This is a genomic window from Dyadobacter ginsengisoli DSM 21015, from assembly GCF_059568735.1.
Window position 1 is genome coordinate 208,560 of the sequence record NZ_JCANTY010000003.1, and the last position, 17,344, is coordinate 225,903.

The 17,344-nt window shown below is 49.0% G+C and carries 13 protein-coding genes; 5 read left to right on the plus strand and 8 right to left on the minus strand.

All coding sequences use genetic code 11. The features are described from left to right. Nucleotides 1–26: 26 nt before the first annotated feature. Together BP71_RS11650 and BP71_RS11655 are read right to left on the minus strand one after the other, a co-directional pair. Nucleotides 27–2,330, minus strand: a complete 2,304-nt coding sequence (locus BP71_RS11650) for a DUF4331 family protein (protein WP_496379311.1) — start codon at nucleotides 2,328–2,330, stop codon at nucleotides 27–29. 26 nt (nucleotides 2,331–2,356) lie between these two features. Then, the gene (locus BP71_RS11655; RefSeq protein ID WP_496379313.1) at nucleotides 2,357–4,114 is read right to left on the minus strand and encodes a DUF4331 domain-containing protein; all 1,758 of its coding nucleotides are present in this window, start codon (nucleotides 4,112–4,114) and stop codon (nucleotides 2,357–2,359) included. Between the two features lie 572 nt (nucleotides 4,115–4,686). Here BP71_RS11655 and BP71_RS11660 point away from each other — a divergent pair. Next, on the plus strand, nucleotides 4,687–5,421 hold the full coding sequence (locus BP71_RS11660) for a LytR/AlgR family response regulator transcription factor (protein WP_496379315.1): 735 nt from the start codon (nucleotides 4,687–4,689) through the stop codon (nucleotides 5,419–5,421). Between the two features lie 418 nt (nucleotides 5,422–5,839). Here BP71_RS11660 and BP71_RS11665 read toward each other — a convergent pair whose 3' ends face one another. From BP71_RS11665 to greA, 5 genes are all read right to left on the minus strand, one after another. Next, on the minus strand, nucleotides 5,840–7,096 hold the full coding sequence (locus BP71_RS11665; protein WP_496379317.1) for an exo-beta-N-acetylmuramidase NamZ family protein: 1,257 nt from the start codon (nucleotides 7,094–7,096) through the stop codon (nucleotides 5,840–5,842). A 98-nt stretch (nucleotides 7,097–7,194) separates the two neighbouring features. Continuing rightward, nucleotides 7,195–8,247: a PA0069 family radical SAM protein gene (locus BP71_RS11670; RefSeq protein ID WP_496379319.1), complete on the minus strand. Its 1,053-nt coding sequence runs from the start codon at nucleotides 8,245–8,247 to the stop codon at nucleotides 7,195–7,197. Nucleotides 8,248–8,442: 195 nt separating this feature from the next. Further along, the gene (locus tag BP71_RS11675; RefSeq protein ID WP_496379321.1) at nucleotides 8,443–9,513 is read right to left on the minus strand and encodes a M42 family metallopeptidase; all 1,071 of its coding nucleotides are present in this window, start codon (nucleotides 9,511–9,513) and stop codon (nucleotides 8,443–8,445) included. A 34-nt stretch (nucleotides 9,514–9,547) separates the two neighbouring features. Continuing rightward, entirely contained in the window at nucleotides 9,548–9,901 is a 354-nt protein-coding gene (locus tag BP71_RS11680) for a hypothetical protein (RefSeq protein WP_496379323.1), read from the minus strand. A gap of 97 nt (nucleotides 9,902–9,998) precedes the next feature. Beyond that, a complete protein-coding gene (gene greA / locus BP71_RS11685) occupies nucleotides 9,999–10,481 on the minus strand; it encodes a transcription elongation factor GreA (RefSeq protein ID WP_295933456.1) in 483 nt (160 codons plus the stop codon). 229 nt (nucleotides 10,482–10,710) lie between these two features. Between greA and fmt the strand changes: the two genes are divergently transcribed. From fmt to BP71_RS11700, 3 genes are read left to right on the plus strand one after another with little or no spacing between them, the layout of a single operon-like run. Beyond that, complete coding sequence (gene fmt, locus BP71_RS11690; protein WP_496379325.1) at nucleotides 10,711–11,631, plus strand: methionyl-tRNA formyltransferase; 921 nt, start codon at nucleotides 10,711–10,713, stop codon at nucleotides 11,629–11,631. A 13-nt stretch (nucleotides 11,632–11,644) separates the two neighbouring features. Then, the gene (locus BP71_RS11695) at nucleotides 11,645–12,145 is read left to right on the plus strand and encodes a dihydrofolate reductase (protein ID WP_496379327.1); all 501 of its coding nucleotides are present in this window, start codon (nucleotides 11,645–11,647) and stop codon (nucleotides 12,143–12,145) included. Between the two features lie 44 nt (nucleotides 12,146–12,189). Continuing rightward, nucleotides 12,190–13,281, plus strand: a complete 1,092-nt coding sequence (locus BP71_RS11700; protein ID WP_496379329.1) for an alpha/beta hydrolase-fold protein — start codon at nucleotides 12,190–12,192, stop codon at nucleotides 13,279–13,281. 112 nt (nucleotides 13,282–13,393) lie between these two features. Here BP71_RS11700 and hslU read toward each other — a convergent pair whose 3' ends face one another. Continuing rightward, on the minus strand, nucleotides 13,394–14,785 hold the full coding sequence (hslU, locus tag BP71_RS11705) for an ATP-dependent protease ATPase subunit HslU (RefSeq protein WP_496380581.1): 1,392 nt from the start codon (nucleotides 14,783–14,785) through the stop codon (nucleotides 13,394–13,396). Nucleotides 14,786–15,057: 272 nt separating this feature from the next. Between hslU and BP71_RS11710 the strand changes: the two genes are divergently transcribed. Next, nucleotides 15,058–17,334, plus strand: coding sequence for a GH92 family glycosyl hydrolase (locus BP71_RS11710; protein ID WP_496379331.1), 2,277 nt, complete (start codon nucleotides 15,058–15,060; stop codon nucleotides 17,332–17,334). Nucleotides 17,335–17,344 lie beyond the last annotated feature (10 nt).

Below are 17,344 nucleotides of genomic sequence, written 5' to 3' on the forward strand. Positions count from 1 at the left end.
CCCTCAGGATTTTGAAACAAAATGGGTTATTTACGCAGGATCTTAACTGTGTGCCGATCATCGGCGGTCATTACCCTCAGATAGTAAATACCTGGCTGACCGCTCAGCTTCACGACACGTTTTTCATTGGAAACAGCTTTTGTTATGGTCTGCTTTCCGATCACTTGTCCTCTGCTATTGGCCAGGTCCAACGTTACCGCCTTGCCCGCAGCACCTTTGATGACGATCGTTACTTCATCTCCGTTGCTTGGATTACCCATGACCACGGCACTTAACGGAACCGGCTGTTCTCCGGCTTCAGGCGCTCCCATACGCGAGTTCTTTCTGCCGCAGTGGGCGCGGAAGTCAAACTCCATTCTAACCTCCGAAGACGGATCACCAACATACCTCGCTTTCAACAGCAGTACACCACTGCTATTGTCATCCCTGAAGAGTTCAGATTCCACCATCCGGATGACAGTAGTTCCCCATACACCATTCACAACACCGGCTGCCGAATACTCGACCGTCAGACCGGGATTGCCACCGGTATGGCCAAACATAAAGCCACCGCTGAGACAATCGAAATTACGGATTGTAACAGCCAGGGGCTCCATACCACCCGGTTTCGGGCCTTCATAGCCGGGCCCGCGGAAGCCTGGCCAAGGATTCTGCAGGTAGGGGAATTGCTGTTTCAATATGGTGTCATTTTTCGTAACCCCTGCGTTAAACGTCAGGACATTCAGCAGGTTAGGCGTTACCGGACTGGCAGAGGTTCCCGGAACAAAATCGTCATACCATAAGCCAATGGCAGCCAATACGACGCCTCCGACAGCCTGCAACTCAATGGTGGCAACATCGTCCTCCAGCCGACGACCATTGGGAAAGCCGTCCATGTTGGGGATCCATTGCAGGTCTTTGGTAGCATTGTAGGCCGGATCCGTCAAACCAAGTGCAGCGGCCTGTACCAACCCCAGCGAACTGAATTTCGGATCGTCGCGCGGCGTAGCGGGAACTGCCATATTCAAACGGAGCCAGTCTCCAAGTGTAGGTAAAAAGTTATGAATAAATGGCTTACCAACCGCCAGTGGATTACCGTCCTTACCGGTCGCCAGCTGGTAAGGCGGCAGATTGGGCACACCGGTGTAAAAAATCGGCAAGATATCCACTGCGCGCGGGCTCGTTGCGTCGGGAAGCAGCACACTTCCGAAGGCCGCCTCGGATAGCGCCGTGCCATCCAGCGCCGCATTGCCTTTCAAACCGTAAAGTCCCATTTTTCCATTCCTGAAATCAAACGATCCCAGCGATTTGCTTTGGATACGCAAGGCAGCCAGGCCGGGAACGGCACCACCGAATTGTGAATCATCCATATAAAGCCCCAGTTCAGGGTTGGTGAAGTATTTGGCGAACTGCAGGTCGTTGGCTGGTGAAGTCGCATTCCATTTGTCTTTCATACCAATTGGGATCACGGCCTCATTGGTCAGCGGCATCCCCAGCCGCGATACCTGCACCCATTCGCCATCGTAGCCCACATCACCCCCATTGTATAACGTAGTGATCTTCTTACGGCTCGATGATGCGTAAACGCCGATCACATAATCAGGATCGAGGATGTTTGCCGCTTCGGCCACAGTTTTGTGGCCTTTTTGCAGTGTCGATACCGGCACCTCGATCACAATGGAGTGGCAGTTGAACTTGGCGACACCATCTCTGCCACCGGCCTGACGCACATTACCCAAATCGAAAATGCCTCCCAGATCCACAAAGAAGGGATCATCCACAGGCCCGCAGAATATCTTTTCCCCGCTGCTGGCTGTCATAATCGCGTTGTTGACCAGGGTGTTGTAATCCGATCCCAAACCCACCAGACTGCTCTTTATGGATCGCGGACCGATATGCGGCGGCGGCACGATACCATCGGAAACAATCGTCGTGAAGCTATTTCCGCCGTCGGTGCTCCGTTCGCAGGTGTAGGTGGTTTTGAGATTCTCTTTACCCAGCCGGATGAGAAAGAAGGTCGACGGGTCCTCATTCATCTTTTTGAAAGTGAAACGGTAAACGATATCCGCGCCGGGTGTTGCCGCATTGTTATCGACATGGATCTCATAGCGGATATTTTCGCCGAAAGAATACCAGTTAGGGCCACCCGCCGGATGTTCGAATGGTATATAGTTGGCTACCAGAACTACATTCTCCTTATTAACCGGACTTTTGAATGCATATACATCGGTATTATCCGCCAATGGGTCTGTTGAAATCAGGGGTGCCTCACGGTGTGACGAAGCCACCGACCGACCGGAACCGATGCAGATGACAGCCAGTATTCCGATCAGATATAAAAGATTTTTCATATATATTTTGCGCTTGATAAGTGTGGTCAGAAACGTGCTTTTTCGGGATAATCATAACCTCGCCAGGGGTTTGCCAGGTACGGGAATGTATCTTTCAGCTCGACGTCATTCTTTGTCGGTCCGGCATTGAAGGTCAACACACTCAGTAATTGCGGGGAAACCGGTGCCTGTGCAGTGGCGTCGTCGTAGAACAACCCAACCGCCGCGAGTACCACGCCGGAAACTGCCTGTAATTCGATGGTCGTTACGTCATCTTCCAGCCGCCGCCCATTCGGAAATCCGTCCATATTGGGTATCCATTGTAAATCAGTGGAAGCGTTGTAAGCAGGATCTGTGATACCCAGAACAGCCGCCTGCACAAGACCCAGGGAACTGAATTTGGGATCGTTTCTAGGCGTAGCCGGTACAGCCATGTTGAGCCGCAGCATATCTCCCAGCGTAGGAAGGAAATTGTGGATAAATGGTTTGCCTTTGGCCAGCGGATTGTTGTTTTTGCCTGTCGCAAGCTGATAGGGAGCCAGGTTGGGTACACCGGTGTAAAATATAGGTAACAAATCCACCGCTCTCGGACTTGCGTGATCAGGTAGCAGCAAGGTGCCGAACACTGCATCGTCCAGCGCGGTGCCGGTCAATGCCGAAGTACCTTTTAACCCATACAGACCATCTCTGCCGTTACGGAAATCAAATGCGCCCAATGAATTGGACTGGATACGCAAGGCGCTCAACGAAGGAGCTGCCGCCCCGAATTTGGAATCGTCCATATACAAAGCCAGTTCCGGATTCTTGAAGTATTGGGCGAATTGGAGATCATTGCCTCCATAAGGCGTCACCGAATTCCATTTATCCTTCATTCCCAACGGGATAACCGCCTCGTTGGTCAGCGGCATACCCAGGCGTGATACTTGCACATACTGGCCATCATAACCCACGTCCCCTCCGTTGTAAAGCGTTTTGATCATCTGCCGACTCGCCGATGCCCATACACCGATCACAAAATCGGGATCGAGAATGCTCGAAGCCTGCCTCACATTTTTACCGTCCTTTTGCAAAAGATCTACCGGGATTTTCAAGGCGATGGTGTGAACATTGAAACGGCTCAAACCGTCTTTGGGGGCATTCGTGGTGTTTCCTTCCGGCCTGAAGTTACCAGCATCGAAAGCTCCGGCCAGGTCTACGAAGAACGGATCATCAACAGGGCCGCAGAACACCTTTTCCCCGCTGGAGGCGGTGGCGATCGCCTTCTCAACGAGCGAATTGTAATCAGGAGCTTCCAGGCCGACTGTTTTGCCTTCGATGGAACGCGGGCCGATGTTGTTCGGGGGGACTACACCGTTTGCAATAATGGTCGTGAAAGTCTGACCGCCGTCGGTACTTTTCTCACATCGGTAGGTCGTCCTGAGATTTTGCTTCCCTAACCGGATGTTGAAAAAAGTCGTGGGGTCCTCATTGATGCTCGAAAACGTAAACCGGTAAGTTATATCATCTCCCGGCGTTCCTGCCCTGTTTTTGATATGAATCTCATAGTGGACGTTAGGCCCGAAATTGAAGTAATTAGGTCCGCCCTCGGGCGACTCAAAAGGAATGTAATTGGCAACAATCGTGATCGAATTGGGATCGTCCGGGCTTTTAAACGCATAGAGATCCGTATTATCGGCCAGCGGATCATTGGAAATCAGGGGCGCCTCCCGGTGACTGGAGGCAAAGCTGCCCAGCGCACAAAGTAGCAGCGACAGGCCCAGAAGTACGCTTCTGAACCTGCAAGGATCCAACATAGAAACTTGCATGAGGTAAAAGTTTAAATAAACTTGAAAAGAATTAAAAGTGATTCGGAAAAACGAACTCCGTTAAAGCGAAACTTCATCCCTGACAGGAATGGAGCTATGGTAAGGCGCGCCACTGTCCGGAAACCGACAGTCTACAAGGAATCATTGCTGGGGGTATCTGTGATGTTAACAATCATCTGCCCTCATATACGCGGTTGCAGATTGTCCGGATGTATCTGACTTAAAAAAATTCCAGCAATGTCCAAAGCGCAACATCACTTTACCAATATTTTATTAAACAATAAAAATTCAAATCGAAACAAACAGGACCCCAAATTCGTGTAAAACTATTGCTACGACCTCGCAAACATTTGTCTCAGAGCGTATTTTGCATTTATTTTAAACTCAGGTTACTTGAAACACTCCGCTGCACCTGATAAATAGGGCCGGACAAGTAGATCCCGCATTGCAATTAATTCGTATATTATCTTATTATTTGTAGCTTCGGTTCAATACAAGCCGGGGTTGCCGTCAAAGACAGATCTTTTTTACATCACATTTACTGCGGGTCAGGCTGACTACTTACATATAAGATGAACATTCTAATCGTTGAGGACGACTTCATTATTGCCAAACATCTTCAATTTTTGCTGAATGGTTTCGGCTATGAAGCCAACGATATCGCGACAGACTATACCACCGCGACAGAAATGCTGAGCAGCAAGGTGTTTCATTTAGCGGTACTGGATATCAACCTGAACGGCTATCAGACCGGTATCGATCTGGCCCATTACATCCGGGAAAACTTCCGGATCCCGTTTCTCTTTCTTTCTGCACACGAAGATATTGCGGTCGTAAATGCCGCCTTACAGGCCGCTCCGCACGCATTTCTGCAAAAGCCATTTCAGAAAATCACCGTGTATACTGCGGTAAAACTGGCTTTGAAAAACTATCGACTGGCGGCGCTGGCCGGAGAAACGACCTCAGAGGAAAAGGAAGACACAACGGTGATCAAAGATGCGCTGTTTATCAAGGAAAAGCACATGTTCACCAAAATTATGCTTTCGGACATTTTGTATATCCGGAGCGATGATAACTATCTCGAACTGCATACCACCAAGAAGAAATACACGATCCGTGAAACGCTGAAAAATATGCTTCAGCAGCTGCCGCCAAACTACTTTTTCCGGGTTCACAAGTCATTTATCATCAATCTCAATGCGATCACCGCCATTGATTACGTGCATGTAATGATCAACGACATTGAGATTCCGATCACCAATGATAACCGCAACGAGCTGCTAAGCCGCGTTAAAACTTTCTCCTGATCATCCTTTGTAACTGCGAAATAAACGTCGCTTACATATTCCCATACTTCACCCCAAAAAAGTTACACTTCACCACTTTGATTTGTAGAGGACCTCACTACGAAGTAATTTTATAATACGTAAACACCCTCTTCTATTATTACATATATATTTTACCCCGACAGAAAGCCTGGGCTTCATTAAATTTGAAGTTTTTTATGAGGTCCAGGCATCTGTTTCACTCCTTATAACGTATATATTGTCGGTTGAGCATTTTGGCATGATATTGAACATTATGCACACATTTGTTTTCAAACGCACACCATATTTTACCATACCAAACCTAAACTAAATCATTCCATTAGTTTTAATTAAATATCGTTGAGAATAATTAAACATCCCTGGGAGATTTCCCAGGGATGTTTTGTGTTTAATGCCCTCAGGGATAAATGAGATACTTTTTCCGCATGGCCTTAAACTGCCCAAGCCCGGGCTCCCAGCTTTTCCGTATTTCCTCTTCGGACACGCCTGCGATGATCTGCTTTTTCAGATTTTCGGTTCCGACCAGCTTGTCGAAGTTGCCCATTTGTTTGCTTTGGCTCATATCGAAGAACCTGGCTTTATCAGGATATGCGTTGTATAGCTCGACAAGCCATTTCAGGTTGATTTTCGCACTTTTTTGGATGTGCTGCATATCATACTTCCGTAAATCAAGGCCGTAGCATTCCGTGTCCTGATGCAAGGGAGTTTCACTCATCCCCTTGATACTGTGCGGCGTAAACGAAAAATCATACTTCCCTTTCAGCAATGGCGCGCCCAGTACGGTGAAGGGCATATAAGTTCCGCGCCCCTGGCTGACAATTGTGCCCTCAAACATGCATATATGCGGATAGAGCATGACAGACTGCTGCGTATTGAGATTGGGTGAGGGCATCACCGGTAACGTGTAGGGAGTTTCGTGCGTGTAATTGGCGACCTTTATAATTTTCAGTCTACACTGCATTTTGTTCGGAAGCCAGCCTTCCCCATTGATCATTTGGGCAAACTCGGCAACGGTGAGGCCGTGCGTAATGGGAATTTTATACATCCCGATCCCCGAATGCAGGTGATCTTCGAGAACGGGTCCGTCCACCATAAATCCATTGGGATTCGGACGGTCGAAGATCAGCATTTCCTTGTTATGCTCTGCACATGCCTCCATTACGTGTCCAAGCGTGTTGATGTACGTATAGAAGCGTGCGCCCACGTCCTGGATATCAAAGATCATCAGATCGATGGCGGCCATCTGTTCTTTGGTTGGTTTTTTCAGTTTTCCATACAACGAGATCGCCGGTATGCCGGTCTTAGGGTCAACGCTGTCGTTCACTTTGTCACCGTTGCTGGCTGTACCCCGAAAGCCATGCTCAGGTCCAAATATGGTCACTATATTGACACCCAAAGCCACTAAACTGTCAACCAACGGCTTATCTCCCAGAATGGAAGTCTGGTTGACGACAATACCGACCTTTTTACCTTTCAAATATTTCAGATACTCCGAAGTCTGATCTGCGCCTGTTATCGGGCCACCGGTATTTTGAGCATCGGCGACAGAAAGCGAATCCGCCATGGCGGGGCTTTTCTGGGAGGTGGAATTAACGCAGTTGGCGTTAAAGACGAGCGATGCCGTCAGGCTTAATGCGAGTGCTATGGTTTTCATGAGTAAGGATTAGGAAGAGCTAAAATAGGGGTTTTATACCACGAAGACACGAAGCAGGCACGAATTTCATGCTGCCAGTGTCTTCGTGGCAATAAAAATCAAAACAGCTTCATCTGCCCGGCGCGCATAAACTGTGAAGTATCCAAAGGCGGCAGCTCCCGTCCGGCCAGATATTTACGACACGAATGGTCGTGCAGTTGCCGGATATGGTCCGCAAAATTCCCCTCGCCCACCATGCGGATACCAAACCGTGAATCATTGACAGCGCCGCCGTGGCATTCCTTGATCTGGCTTAGCACTTTGGCGGCCCGATCAGGAAAATGGTGATGGATCCATTCATCGAATAAGATCGAAATCGCCCCGTTCAGCCTCACTACGGTGTAATGCGACCAGATCGCCCCATTCTCAGCAATGGCCTGAATGATCGACGGGATCTCATGGTCATTCAGGCCCGGGATGATGGGCGCTGTCATAACGCCCGTTGGGATACCGGCATCGCTGAGTGTCTTCACCACCTGTAAACGTCGTTTTCCTGTTACTGTTCTCGGTTCCAGCGCGCTTCTGAGGTCCTCATTCAGCGAGGTAATAGAGATCGCGGCGTGGACCAGGTTCAGTTTGGCCATCTTTTCCAGCACGTCGATATCACGAAGGATCAATGCATTCTTGGTCAGGATACTCACCGGATTCCGGTATCGGAGGCAGATTTCGAGCAGTTGCCGGGTAATGCGGTATTTTTTTTCGCCGGGTTGGTAGCAATCCGTATTTCCCGAAATATGGATGTGATGCGGCACCCATTTTTTGGAGTTAAAAAGCTTTTCAAGCAATTGCGGAGCATTCTTTTTAACTACGATCTTGGTTTCGAAATCAAGCCCGGCCGAAAAGCCCCAGTATTCATGGGAATTGCGGGCATAGCAATAGATACAGCCATGCTCGCAGCCGCGATAGGGGTTGATGGAGTGGAAATTGGGGAGATCCGGACTATCCGAAACACTCATGAGCGTCTTGGATTCCTCTTCGATAAACTGTGTTTTAGGGTTAATTTCAGGATCTTCCCATTGCTGCCAGTCTTCGGCTGTGTACTCGATCTCGTGCTTGAAGAACTTGTTGCGCGTGTTGATAGCGGCCCCGCGCCCGCGTGCCCTGTTGTCCATTGTTTTTCAGTTATGTTGATGAAGTAATGAAGTATGCTAACGAATGTGTGTGTGTAAATGCCACGCTGAGCCAAGACGCTAATGTCATCCTGAACGCACTGGGCGGTCAAGGATCATTGCGATAAACGTTATTGCTTGCGCTTCGACTTCGCTCAGCTTGACATCATCGGCTACGCTCAGCGTGGAACTGACAATCTATTTAATGTACCTGAAATCTTCGTCTCCTTTCAGCGAAAGCAGCACGTCGTACATCAGCTGAATCACATTCTGCACATCCTCTTTGGCTACCATTTCCACCGTAGTATGCATGTACTTCAATGGCAGGGAAATCAATGCAGAAGCAATGCCTTCTGTCGAGTAAGCGAAAGAATCCGTATCGGTTCCGGTTGAGCGGCTTACTGCCTGACGCTGGAACGGGATCTTTTTCTCTTCCGCAACACTGATCAGCAGGTCACGCACATTGTTCTGTACCGCCGGGCCATAGCAGATGACCGGTCCGCCGCCGCATTTGAGATCACCCTGCTCCTTTTTGTTGTACATCGGCGACTGGGTATCGTGTGTTACGTCGGTACAGATAGCGAGATGGGGTTTCAGGCGGCGCGAGATCATTTCGGCACCGCGCAAGCCGATCTCCTCCTGAACCGCATTTACCACGTACAGGGTAAATGGCAGCTGCACATTGTTTTCGTGCAACATACGCGCCACCTCCGCGATCATGAACCCGCCCATGCGATTGTCGAGCGCGCGGCCCAGATAGTATTTTCCATTCAGTTCATCCAGTCCATCGGCGAATGTCACAACAGTCCCGACATGTATGCCCATTTCGAGCACCTCATCTTTTTTAGACGCCCCCACGTCAATGAACAGCTCATGCACTTTGGGAACCTGATCTTTGGCAACGTCCCGAACGTGGATCGCTGGCCAGCCGAACACGCCTTTTACTACCCCTTTCGCCGTGTGCAGGTTCACCCGCATGGAAGGCGCGATAGCAGCATCCGAACCACCATTACGGCGGACATGGATATAGCCTTCCTCCGAAATGTAGTTCACAAACCACGAAATCTCATCGGAATGCGCTTCGATCACCACTTTGTAGTCCTGTCCGGGGCCAATCACACCGACAGCCGTTCCATAGACATCGATAATCGTTTCTTCAATATATGGCTTGATATAGTCGAGCCATATTTGCTGACCGGTCGATTCGAAGCCGGTCGGAGATGCATTGTTCAGGTACTTATAAAGAAACTCTGTGCTCTGATCTGACATATTTTTTATTTAATTACAACTAACAAATAAATGCTTAAAGATACTTCCACCACGCACAAAATCGACGCTTTCCGAGGTAGCCAAGGTCACTTTCGTGGGTGTAAGCTTCCTTTTCAAACGAGATATGAAGATATGCTAAATAATGTTTTCTGTATTGGGCCAATCGGATTAAATATTCTACCAGATACCATAAATAAAAGATAATCAGGCCCAGTTCAAGTTGTTGCTTCAGATGGATGCGTTCGTGATTGAGCAGATAGCGGGAAGGAGATTTGCGCCGCAGGAAAATAAATGGAAAGAATGCCATGCCTTCTACCCAAAGGAAAGAGATGTTGAGCAGAAATCCTTTGAAACGCATGCGCGGCTGTCGACTATCCTCCTTCGGCATCCAGCCTCCGGTCGGGTGGGTTCAATTTATCATAAAAAAGTTGGGTTGCAAAATGAACGATCATTTTGCAACCCAACTATATATATCCGGTGGTTCTCTACTCGCTGAAACGGCTGATATCCAGCACTTCGAACTCCATCATACCCGCAGGTACCTTGATCTCCGTAGTTTCTCCTACTTTTTTACCCAGCAATCCTTTGCCGATCGGCGAACCGACAGAGATCTTGCCCGCTTTCAGGTCCGCTTCTTCCTCGGATACCAGCGTGTAGGTAACTTCCATTCCATTTTTACGGTTTTTGATTTTCACTTTGGAAAGGACTGAAACCTGTGAAGTATCCATCGAAGACTCGTCTATTACACGTGCATTAGACATAATTTCTTCCAGTTTGGCTATTTTCATTTCGTGCATTCCCTGAGCGTCCTTAGCCGCATCATATTCTGCATTCTCACTCAAATCACCTTTATCCCGCGCTTCTGCAATTTGTCGTGCAATCTCCGTGCGGCCTTTGGTTTTCATCTCATTCAGCTCATTCCTCAGCTTATTTAGTCCTTCTTCCGTATAGTATGAAATTTTAGCCATGACCTTAATTTTGTTTATAAGTCTTTAGATTTTTGAATTCTGCATAAAAAAAAAGAACGGCTCGAAGACCGCTCTACAGGAGTAACGACACTCACGTAGAAGGCTAGAAGACCTTTTCTTTTCGGTTGATATATGACTTTGTGTTCACCATAATTTTCTGTTAAGAACGACAAAAATAACAATATTTGTGAATGGTAACACCTTTTTTATCCAAAAGCGGCATCTTCATATGTCAAAATCATTGAGAATTATTTTCATGGGAACGCCCGAATTTGCCGTCCCAAGTTTACAAAGTCTGGTTGAAAGCAATTCTAACGTTGTCGCCGTTGTAACCGTTCCGGACAAACCGTCGGGCAGGGGCCAGAAGCAGACTGCTTCACCGGTAAAGGTGTACGCCGAATCACAGGGAATTCCCGTTTTGCAGCCTGAAAAACTGAGAGATCCGGCTTTCCTGGAACAACTTAAATCGTTCCATGCCGACCTGCAGGTGGTGGTCGCATTCAGGATGTTACCTGAGGTGGTATGGAACATGCCGTCCAGAGGCACGTTCAATCTGCATAGTTCGCTCCTGCCTCAGTACCGCGGTGCGGCACCCATTAACTGGGCCGTCATCAATGGAGACACGGAAACGGGTGTGACCACATTTTTCATAGAGAAGGATATCGACACCGGCAAGATCATCTTTCAGGATAAAGAACCTATTTTTCCCGAGGACGATGCAGGTTCGCTGTACGAGCGCCTGATGCGCAAAGGGGCCGGCCTGGTTGCGAAGACGGTACGGGCGATTGAGGAAGGCAGCTATCCGCAAGAACCGCAATCAGAGCCGGAGAACATCAAAGCTGCACCCAAAATTTTCCGCGAAACCTGCGAGATCGACTGGAATCGCCCTGCAACGGAAATCCATAATTTCGTCAGAGGCCTTTCCCCCTATCCGGCAGCCTGGACGACATTGAACGGGCTTTCCTGTAAGATTTTTAAAACCAAAACCGTTGAGTTCTCCGCCGAAGCAAATCCGGGCGAATTTCGCACCGACAACAAGTCGTACCTGCATTTCCGCACCGCCGACGGATGGCTCTCTGTTCTGGAACTACAAATAGAAGGGAAAAAGCGGATGGCCACGGGCGACTTTTTACGGGGGTATAAATTGTAAACAATTCAAATTAATGCGCATTTCAATCATCGTAGCCGCCGCCGAGAACGGTGCTATCGGTAAGGATAACCAATTGCTCTGGCGATTGCCCGACGACCTCAAACGTTTCAAGCAACTGACGCTCGGCCATCCGATGATCATGGGCCGTAAGACCTTCGAATCGATCGGCAAGCCGCTGCCGGGCAGGACATCCATTGTCGTCACCCGTAATGCCGGATTTACATTCGAAGGCGTGATCGTAACCCATTCATTGGAAGAGGCGCTGGAAAAAGCCCGGGAAATAGATCGGGAAGAAATATGTATCGTAGGCGGGGGCGACATCTATCAGCAGGCCCAGGCCATTTCCAACCGGATCTACCTGACGAAAGTACACACCCAAATCGAGGCCGATACCTACTTCGAAATCCTGGAACCTTCGGACTGGACCGAGACAGAACGCATTGTCCATGAAGCCGATGAGCGGCATTCTTTCAAATTTGAGTTTATAAATTTTATTAAAAAAGGCGATAAATAAGTACTTTTGCATCTCGTAACCCATAGTGACTCAATGAAAGTAGAATGCAAGTAGAAGTTGATACCCTAACCATTGAATTAAGTACAATACAATTCGATAGCCGCCCCGTCTTCATCACAGGCAATTTCTGCAAATGGCTTCCCGACCTGGAAGAATACCGTATGACGATGGTAAGTCCGGGCAACTACCGTTACCAGTTCCCTGAGGAACTGGAACTGCCAGACCCGATCGAATATAAATATACCCGCGGCGGCTGGGACCAGGTTGAGCTGGACCGGGCGGGGAAGCCCTATGGCAACCGCTTCATTAAAGCTGGCGAAACGGTGGTAAAAGACAATGTAATCCGCTGGCAGACCGATATTTCAAAAAAAGCCGATCTCTCACCCATCGTGGAGGTGGTGTCCGAAGCGTTTGAGATTCTGCAGTTCAGTAAGACCCGGCGGATCCGCGTGCTGCTGCCCCATGATTACTACGAAAATCCGGATCAAAGTTATCCCGTGCTCTATATGACCGACGGCCAGAATCTTTTTGGTGAGGGTTCGGAATATGGCAATTGGAGAATCGATAAAAGTCTTGCAAAGCTGGCTAAGGAACACCAGGCCGGTGTAATCGTGGTAGCAGTGGATCACGGTGAAGAAGACCGAATCCAGGAATTTTCACCCTATGACAATCCTAAACTCGGCAAAGGTTATGGTGAGAAGTTTCTGCAATTCATGACCGGTCCGCTCAAAACCCATATCGACACGAAGTACCGCACCAAAACCGACCGGCTGAACACGGGTATCGGCGGCAGTTCGGTGGGCGGGCTACTGAGTATGTATGCCGCACTGATGTTCCCGCAGACTTTCGGAAAGTTTATGGTGTTTTCTCCGTCGTTATGGATCTCCCAAAAGATATTCTTCGATGTAATCCACTTTTTCGAGCCGTTTGAGGCTCGCATTTACTTATATGCGGGTGGTAAGGAAAGCGCACAAATGGTCCCCAACGTTACTAAACTGAAAGATGCGCTTGAAACGCAGAGTTTCGGTTACAGCCGCGTTAAAATCAAAGCGTCCATCGACTCCAAAGGCGAGCACGAAGAGAAGCAATGGTCCAAAGAATTCCCGGAAGCTTTCAGGTGGTTGTTTTTTGAATAGAGAAAAACGAGAATGGAGGAAGGGGAGGGCGGAGTGTTTTCTCGACACCGACACCATCCCTTTCCTCCTTCCTCCCTTTCTCCTTCTTCCACTCCTCCCTTTCTCCTTCCTTTTAAAGAATATACTGACTCAGATCCCGGTTTTTGACCAGAGCGGAAAGCTTTTCCCTGACCAGTTCGGCGGTAATGACGATATTTGATCCTGATCCGACGACATCCGGGATGTCGAACATAAAGTCATTGAGCAGCGCACTCATTACCGTCTGTAAGCGGCGCGCACCTATATTTTCTACTTCGGAGTTTACCTCGAACGCGATGCGGGCTATTTCTTTTAGTGCCCCGTCTTCAAATTCCAGCTCAACCCCTTCCGATTCCATCATCGCGCCGTATTGTTTCGTCAAGGCATTCTTGGGCGCTTTCAATATCTGATAAAAATCTCCCTCTGTCAGGCTGTTCAGCTCGACGCGGATCGGGAAACGCCCTTGTAATTCCGGGATGAGATCGGAAGGTTTGGAAACGTGGAATGCACCGGCCGCGATGAAAAGAATGTGGTCCGTCTGAATCACGCCGTGTTTCGTATTGACCGAGCTGCCTTCAACGATCGGCAGCAAATCTCGCTGCACGCCTTCACGACTGACATCCGGCCCGCTTCCACCCGAACGGCTGGACGCTACTTTGTCGATCTCATCGATAAAGATGATCCCAAGATTTTCAGCTTTTTTAATTGCTTCCAGTTTCACTTCGTCCATGTCGATCAGCTTGGAAGCCTCCTCGTCGAGAAGAAGTTTGCGGGCCTCTTCCACGGTCACTTTCCTTTTTTTACCGCGTCGTGGCATCATGTTCCCGATCATCTCCTGGATGTTCATCATCGAAACATCATCCACCGCCCCTCCGATCATGCCTACATTGGGAACCTGGTTCTGCTGTAATTCGATTTCTATTTTGCGGCTGTCCAGTTCACCGTTGCGGATCTTCTCCCGGAAACGGTCGCGTGTGCGCTGGTTCAGTTCGGCATCGCTCTGAGGCATTTCATCGGAACCGTTATCGGCAAAAGGCTTACTGCCCGCCGAGCCATGCACAGGAGGGATCAGTGCGTCGAGGATGATGTCCTCCACTGCCTGCTCCGCTTTAATTTTCACCTCCTCTTTTTTCTGTGTCCGGACCATCCCCACGGCCTGCTCCACCAGATCGCGCACCATGCTTTCCACATCGCGCCCCACGTAACCTACCTCCGTAAATTTGGAAGCTTCCACTTTAACAAACGGCGCATCCGCTATTTTGGCCAGGCGGCGGGCGATCTCCGTTTTTCCTACCCCGGTGGCACCGATCATTAGTATATTGTTGGGAATAATCTCCCGCTGCATATCTTCCGGGCTGTTCATACGCCTCCACCGGTTTCTCAATGCGATCGCCACATTACGTTTTGCGTCATTTTGTCCGATGATATACTGGTCAAGCTCGAAAACGATCTGACGGGGTGTTAGACGGTTCAGGTGTTCTGTCATTTTGATTGATATGGATTCGAAAGTCAATTTGCTGCATTGAGTACCGGTCAGGCTATCCCAATGGTTGGAAATGTACATATTTTGAAAAGGCGGGGCACCGAAAAGTACCACCTTATGCCTTAACGCCGTAAAGAACTATGCCGGTACAAAATGTCAGGATACATACCGTTAGGAAATCTTTGAGCCCTTTACTTTTTGTTTTCTGGCCTTCGATTACTTTTGTTCCTGCATTGCATTTCCCAGATTCAATATATAAAAGAATTCTCCCCAAGATGAAAAAAATCCTTTCCTGCTTTTTTACCATTATCCTCACCGCACAGATATCGATCGGGCAAGGCACTGCCAATCTGGTCGATTTTGTAAATCCGCTGATGGGGACACAATCCAAATTCAGTCTGTCGGCCGGGAACACCTATCCTGCCATTGCCTTACCCTGGGGAATGAACTTCTGGATGCCGCAAACCGGCAAAATGGGGGACGGATGGGCCTACATGTATGACGCCGAAAAAATCCGTGGTTTCAAGCAAACCCACCAGCCGAGCCCGTGGATCAACGATTATGGTCAGTTTTCAATCATGCCGGTCACCGGTAAGCTAAAAATCGACGAAGAAAGCCGCGCAAGCTGGTTTTCCCACAAAGCTGAAACCGCAAAACCGCACTACTATAAAGTTTACCTGGCGGATTACGATGTTACTACGGAAATTGCGCCTACCGAACGGGCCGCCCAATTCCGCATTACTTTTCCGAAAGAAGATAGCTCTTTCGTATTGATCGACGCATTTGACCGCGGTTCGTACATCAAAATCATACCTTCCGAGCGCAAGATCATCGGCTACTCTACCAAAAACAGTGGCGGCGTACCGGCCAATTTCAAAAACTACTTCGTTCTGGTTTTCGATAAAGCATTCACATTCTCATCGGCCATCCGTGGGAAGCAGCTGGCCAAGGACACCCTGGAACTGAGCGCCGCACACGTGGGGGCAGTAGTCGGCTTCAAAACCAAAAGAGGAGAGCAGGTGGGCATTAAAGTGGCATCGTCGTTCATCAGCGCCGAGCAGGCACAGCTGAACCTCCAGCGTGAGCTGGGCAACGATTCCTTCGATGCAACCATGAAGAAGGGAGAAGCTGCCTGGAACCAGGAGCTATCACGTATCCGGGTAGAGGGCGACAATATCGATCAGGTCAAAACATTCTACTCCTGCCTTTACCGCGTGCTCCTCTTCCCGCGTAAGTTCTACGAAATGGATAAGGCCAATAAAGTAGTGCATTACAGTCCTTACAATGGCGAGGTTCGTCCGGGATACATGTTCACTGACAATGGGTTCTGGGATACCTTCCGGGCAGTGTTCCCGTTCTTTACGCTCATGTACCCTACCCTGAATGCACATATTATGGAAGGACTGGCCAATGCATACGATGAAAGCGGCTTCCTGCCCGAATGGGCAAGCCCCGGCCACCGCGACTGTATGATCGGCTCCAACTCGGCTTCCCTGATCGCCGATTCCTACATCAAGGGAATACGCGGCTACGATATCAACAAATTGTATGAGGCTGTGATTAAAAATACCGAGCATGCAGGCCCCGTGAGTTCGGTAGGACGCTTTGGTCACGAATACTATAATGAACTGGGATATGTGCCTTATGATGTAAAAATCAATGAGAACGCAGCCAGGACGCTTGAATACGCTTACGCCGACTTTTGTATTTCCCAATTGGCCAAAGAACTTAAAAAACCACAACAGGAGATCGATCTGTATCTGAAAAGAAGCCAGAACTACCGCAATGTGTTCGACCCCGAAACTAAATGGATGCGTGGCAAGAACAAAGACGGCAAGTTCCAGACCCCATTCAATCCATTCAAATGGGGTGACGCATTCACCGAAGGTAACAGCATCCACTATACCTGGTCGGTGTTCCAGGATGTGAAAGGGTTGATCGGCCTCGTAGGCGGACGTGAAGCATTTGTTCAGAAACTCGATACAGTGTTTACGTTACCCCCGGTCTTTGATGACAGCTACTACGGCTTCCCGATCCATGAGATCCGTGAAATGCAGATCATGAACATGGGTAATTACGCTCACGGCAACCAGCCCATCCAACACATGATTTACCTGTACAATTATGCCGGGGCTCCTTCCAAAGCGCAGTATTGGACACGTCAGGTGATGAAGCGGCTTTATCAGCCAACTCCGGACGGATACTGCGGAGATGAGGACAATGGGCAAACTTCAGCGTGGTATGTATTCTCCTCGCTGGGCTTCTACCCGGTGACACCGGGAACGACCCAGTACGTAATAGGTTCGCCGCTTTTCAAAAAAGCCACACTGACCATGGAAGACGGCAAGCAGTTCACGATCCAGGCGCCAGCCAGCAGCGAGAGCAACCTGTATGTTCAGGGTGCAAACCTGAATGGAAAGACGTATGGAAAAACCTACCTCGAACATGCGGATATCCAGAAAGGCGGAACCGTACAGTTTAATATGGCCGGCAAGCCCTCCAAAACCTGGGGTGTACAGCCAGACGCGGCACCATTTTCACTGACTAAATAAGCTGGTTTCC

Coding starts and splice junctions, on each gene's coding strand:
- BP71_RS11650 (WP_496379311.1), bottom strand. CDS start 2,330: ATGAAAAATCTTTTATATCTGATCGGAATACTGGCTGTCATCTGCATC.
- BP71_RS11655 (WP_496379313.1), bottom strand. CDS start 4,114: ATGCAAGTTTCTATGTTGGATCCTTGCAGGTTCAGAAGCGTACTTCTG.
- BP71_RS11660 (WP_496379315.1), top strand. CDS start 4,687: ATGAACATTCTAATCGTTGAGGACGACTTCATTATTGCCAAACATCTT.
- BP71_RS11665 (WP_496379317.1), bottom strand. CDS start 7,096: ATGAAAACCATAGCACTCGCATTAAGCCTGACGGCATCGCTCGTCTTT.
- BP71_RS11670 (WP_496379319.1), bottom strand. CDS start 8,247: ATGGACAACAGGGCACGCGGGCGCGGGGCCGCTATCAACACGCGCAAC.
- BP71_RS11675 (WP_496379321.1), bottom strand. CDS start 9,513: ATGTCAGATCAGAGCACAGAGTTTCTTTATAAGTACCTGAACAATGCA.
- BP71_RS11680 (WP_496379323.1), bottom strand. CDS start 9,901: ATGCCGAAGGAGGATAGTCGACAGCCGCGCATGCGTTTCAAAGGATTT.
- greA (WP_295933456.1), bottom strand. CDS start 10,481: ATGGCTAAAATTTCATACTATACGGAAGAAGGACTAAATAAGCTGAGG.
- fmt (WP_496379325.1), top strand. CDS start 10,711: ATGTCAAAATCATTGAGAATTATTTTCATGGGAACGCCCGAATTTGCC.
- BP71_RS11695 (WP_496379327.1), top strand. CDS start 11,645: ATGCGCATTTCAATCATCGTAGCCGCCGCCGAGAACGGTGCTATCGGT.
- BP71_RS11700 (WP_496379329.1), top strand. CDS start 12,190: ATGCAAGTAGAAGTTGATACCCTAACCATTGAATTAAGTACAATACAA.
- hslU (WP_496380581.1), bottom strand. CDS start 14,785: ATGACAGAACACCTGAACCGTCTAACACCCCGTCAGATCGTTTTCGAG.
- BP71_RS11710 (WP_496379331.1), top strand. CDS start 15,058: ATGAAAAAAATCCTTTCCTGCTTTTTTACCATTATCCTCACCGCACAG.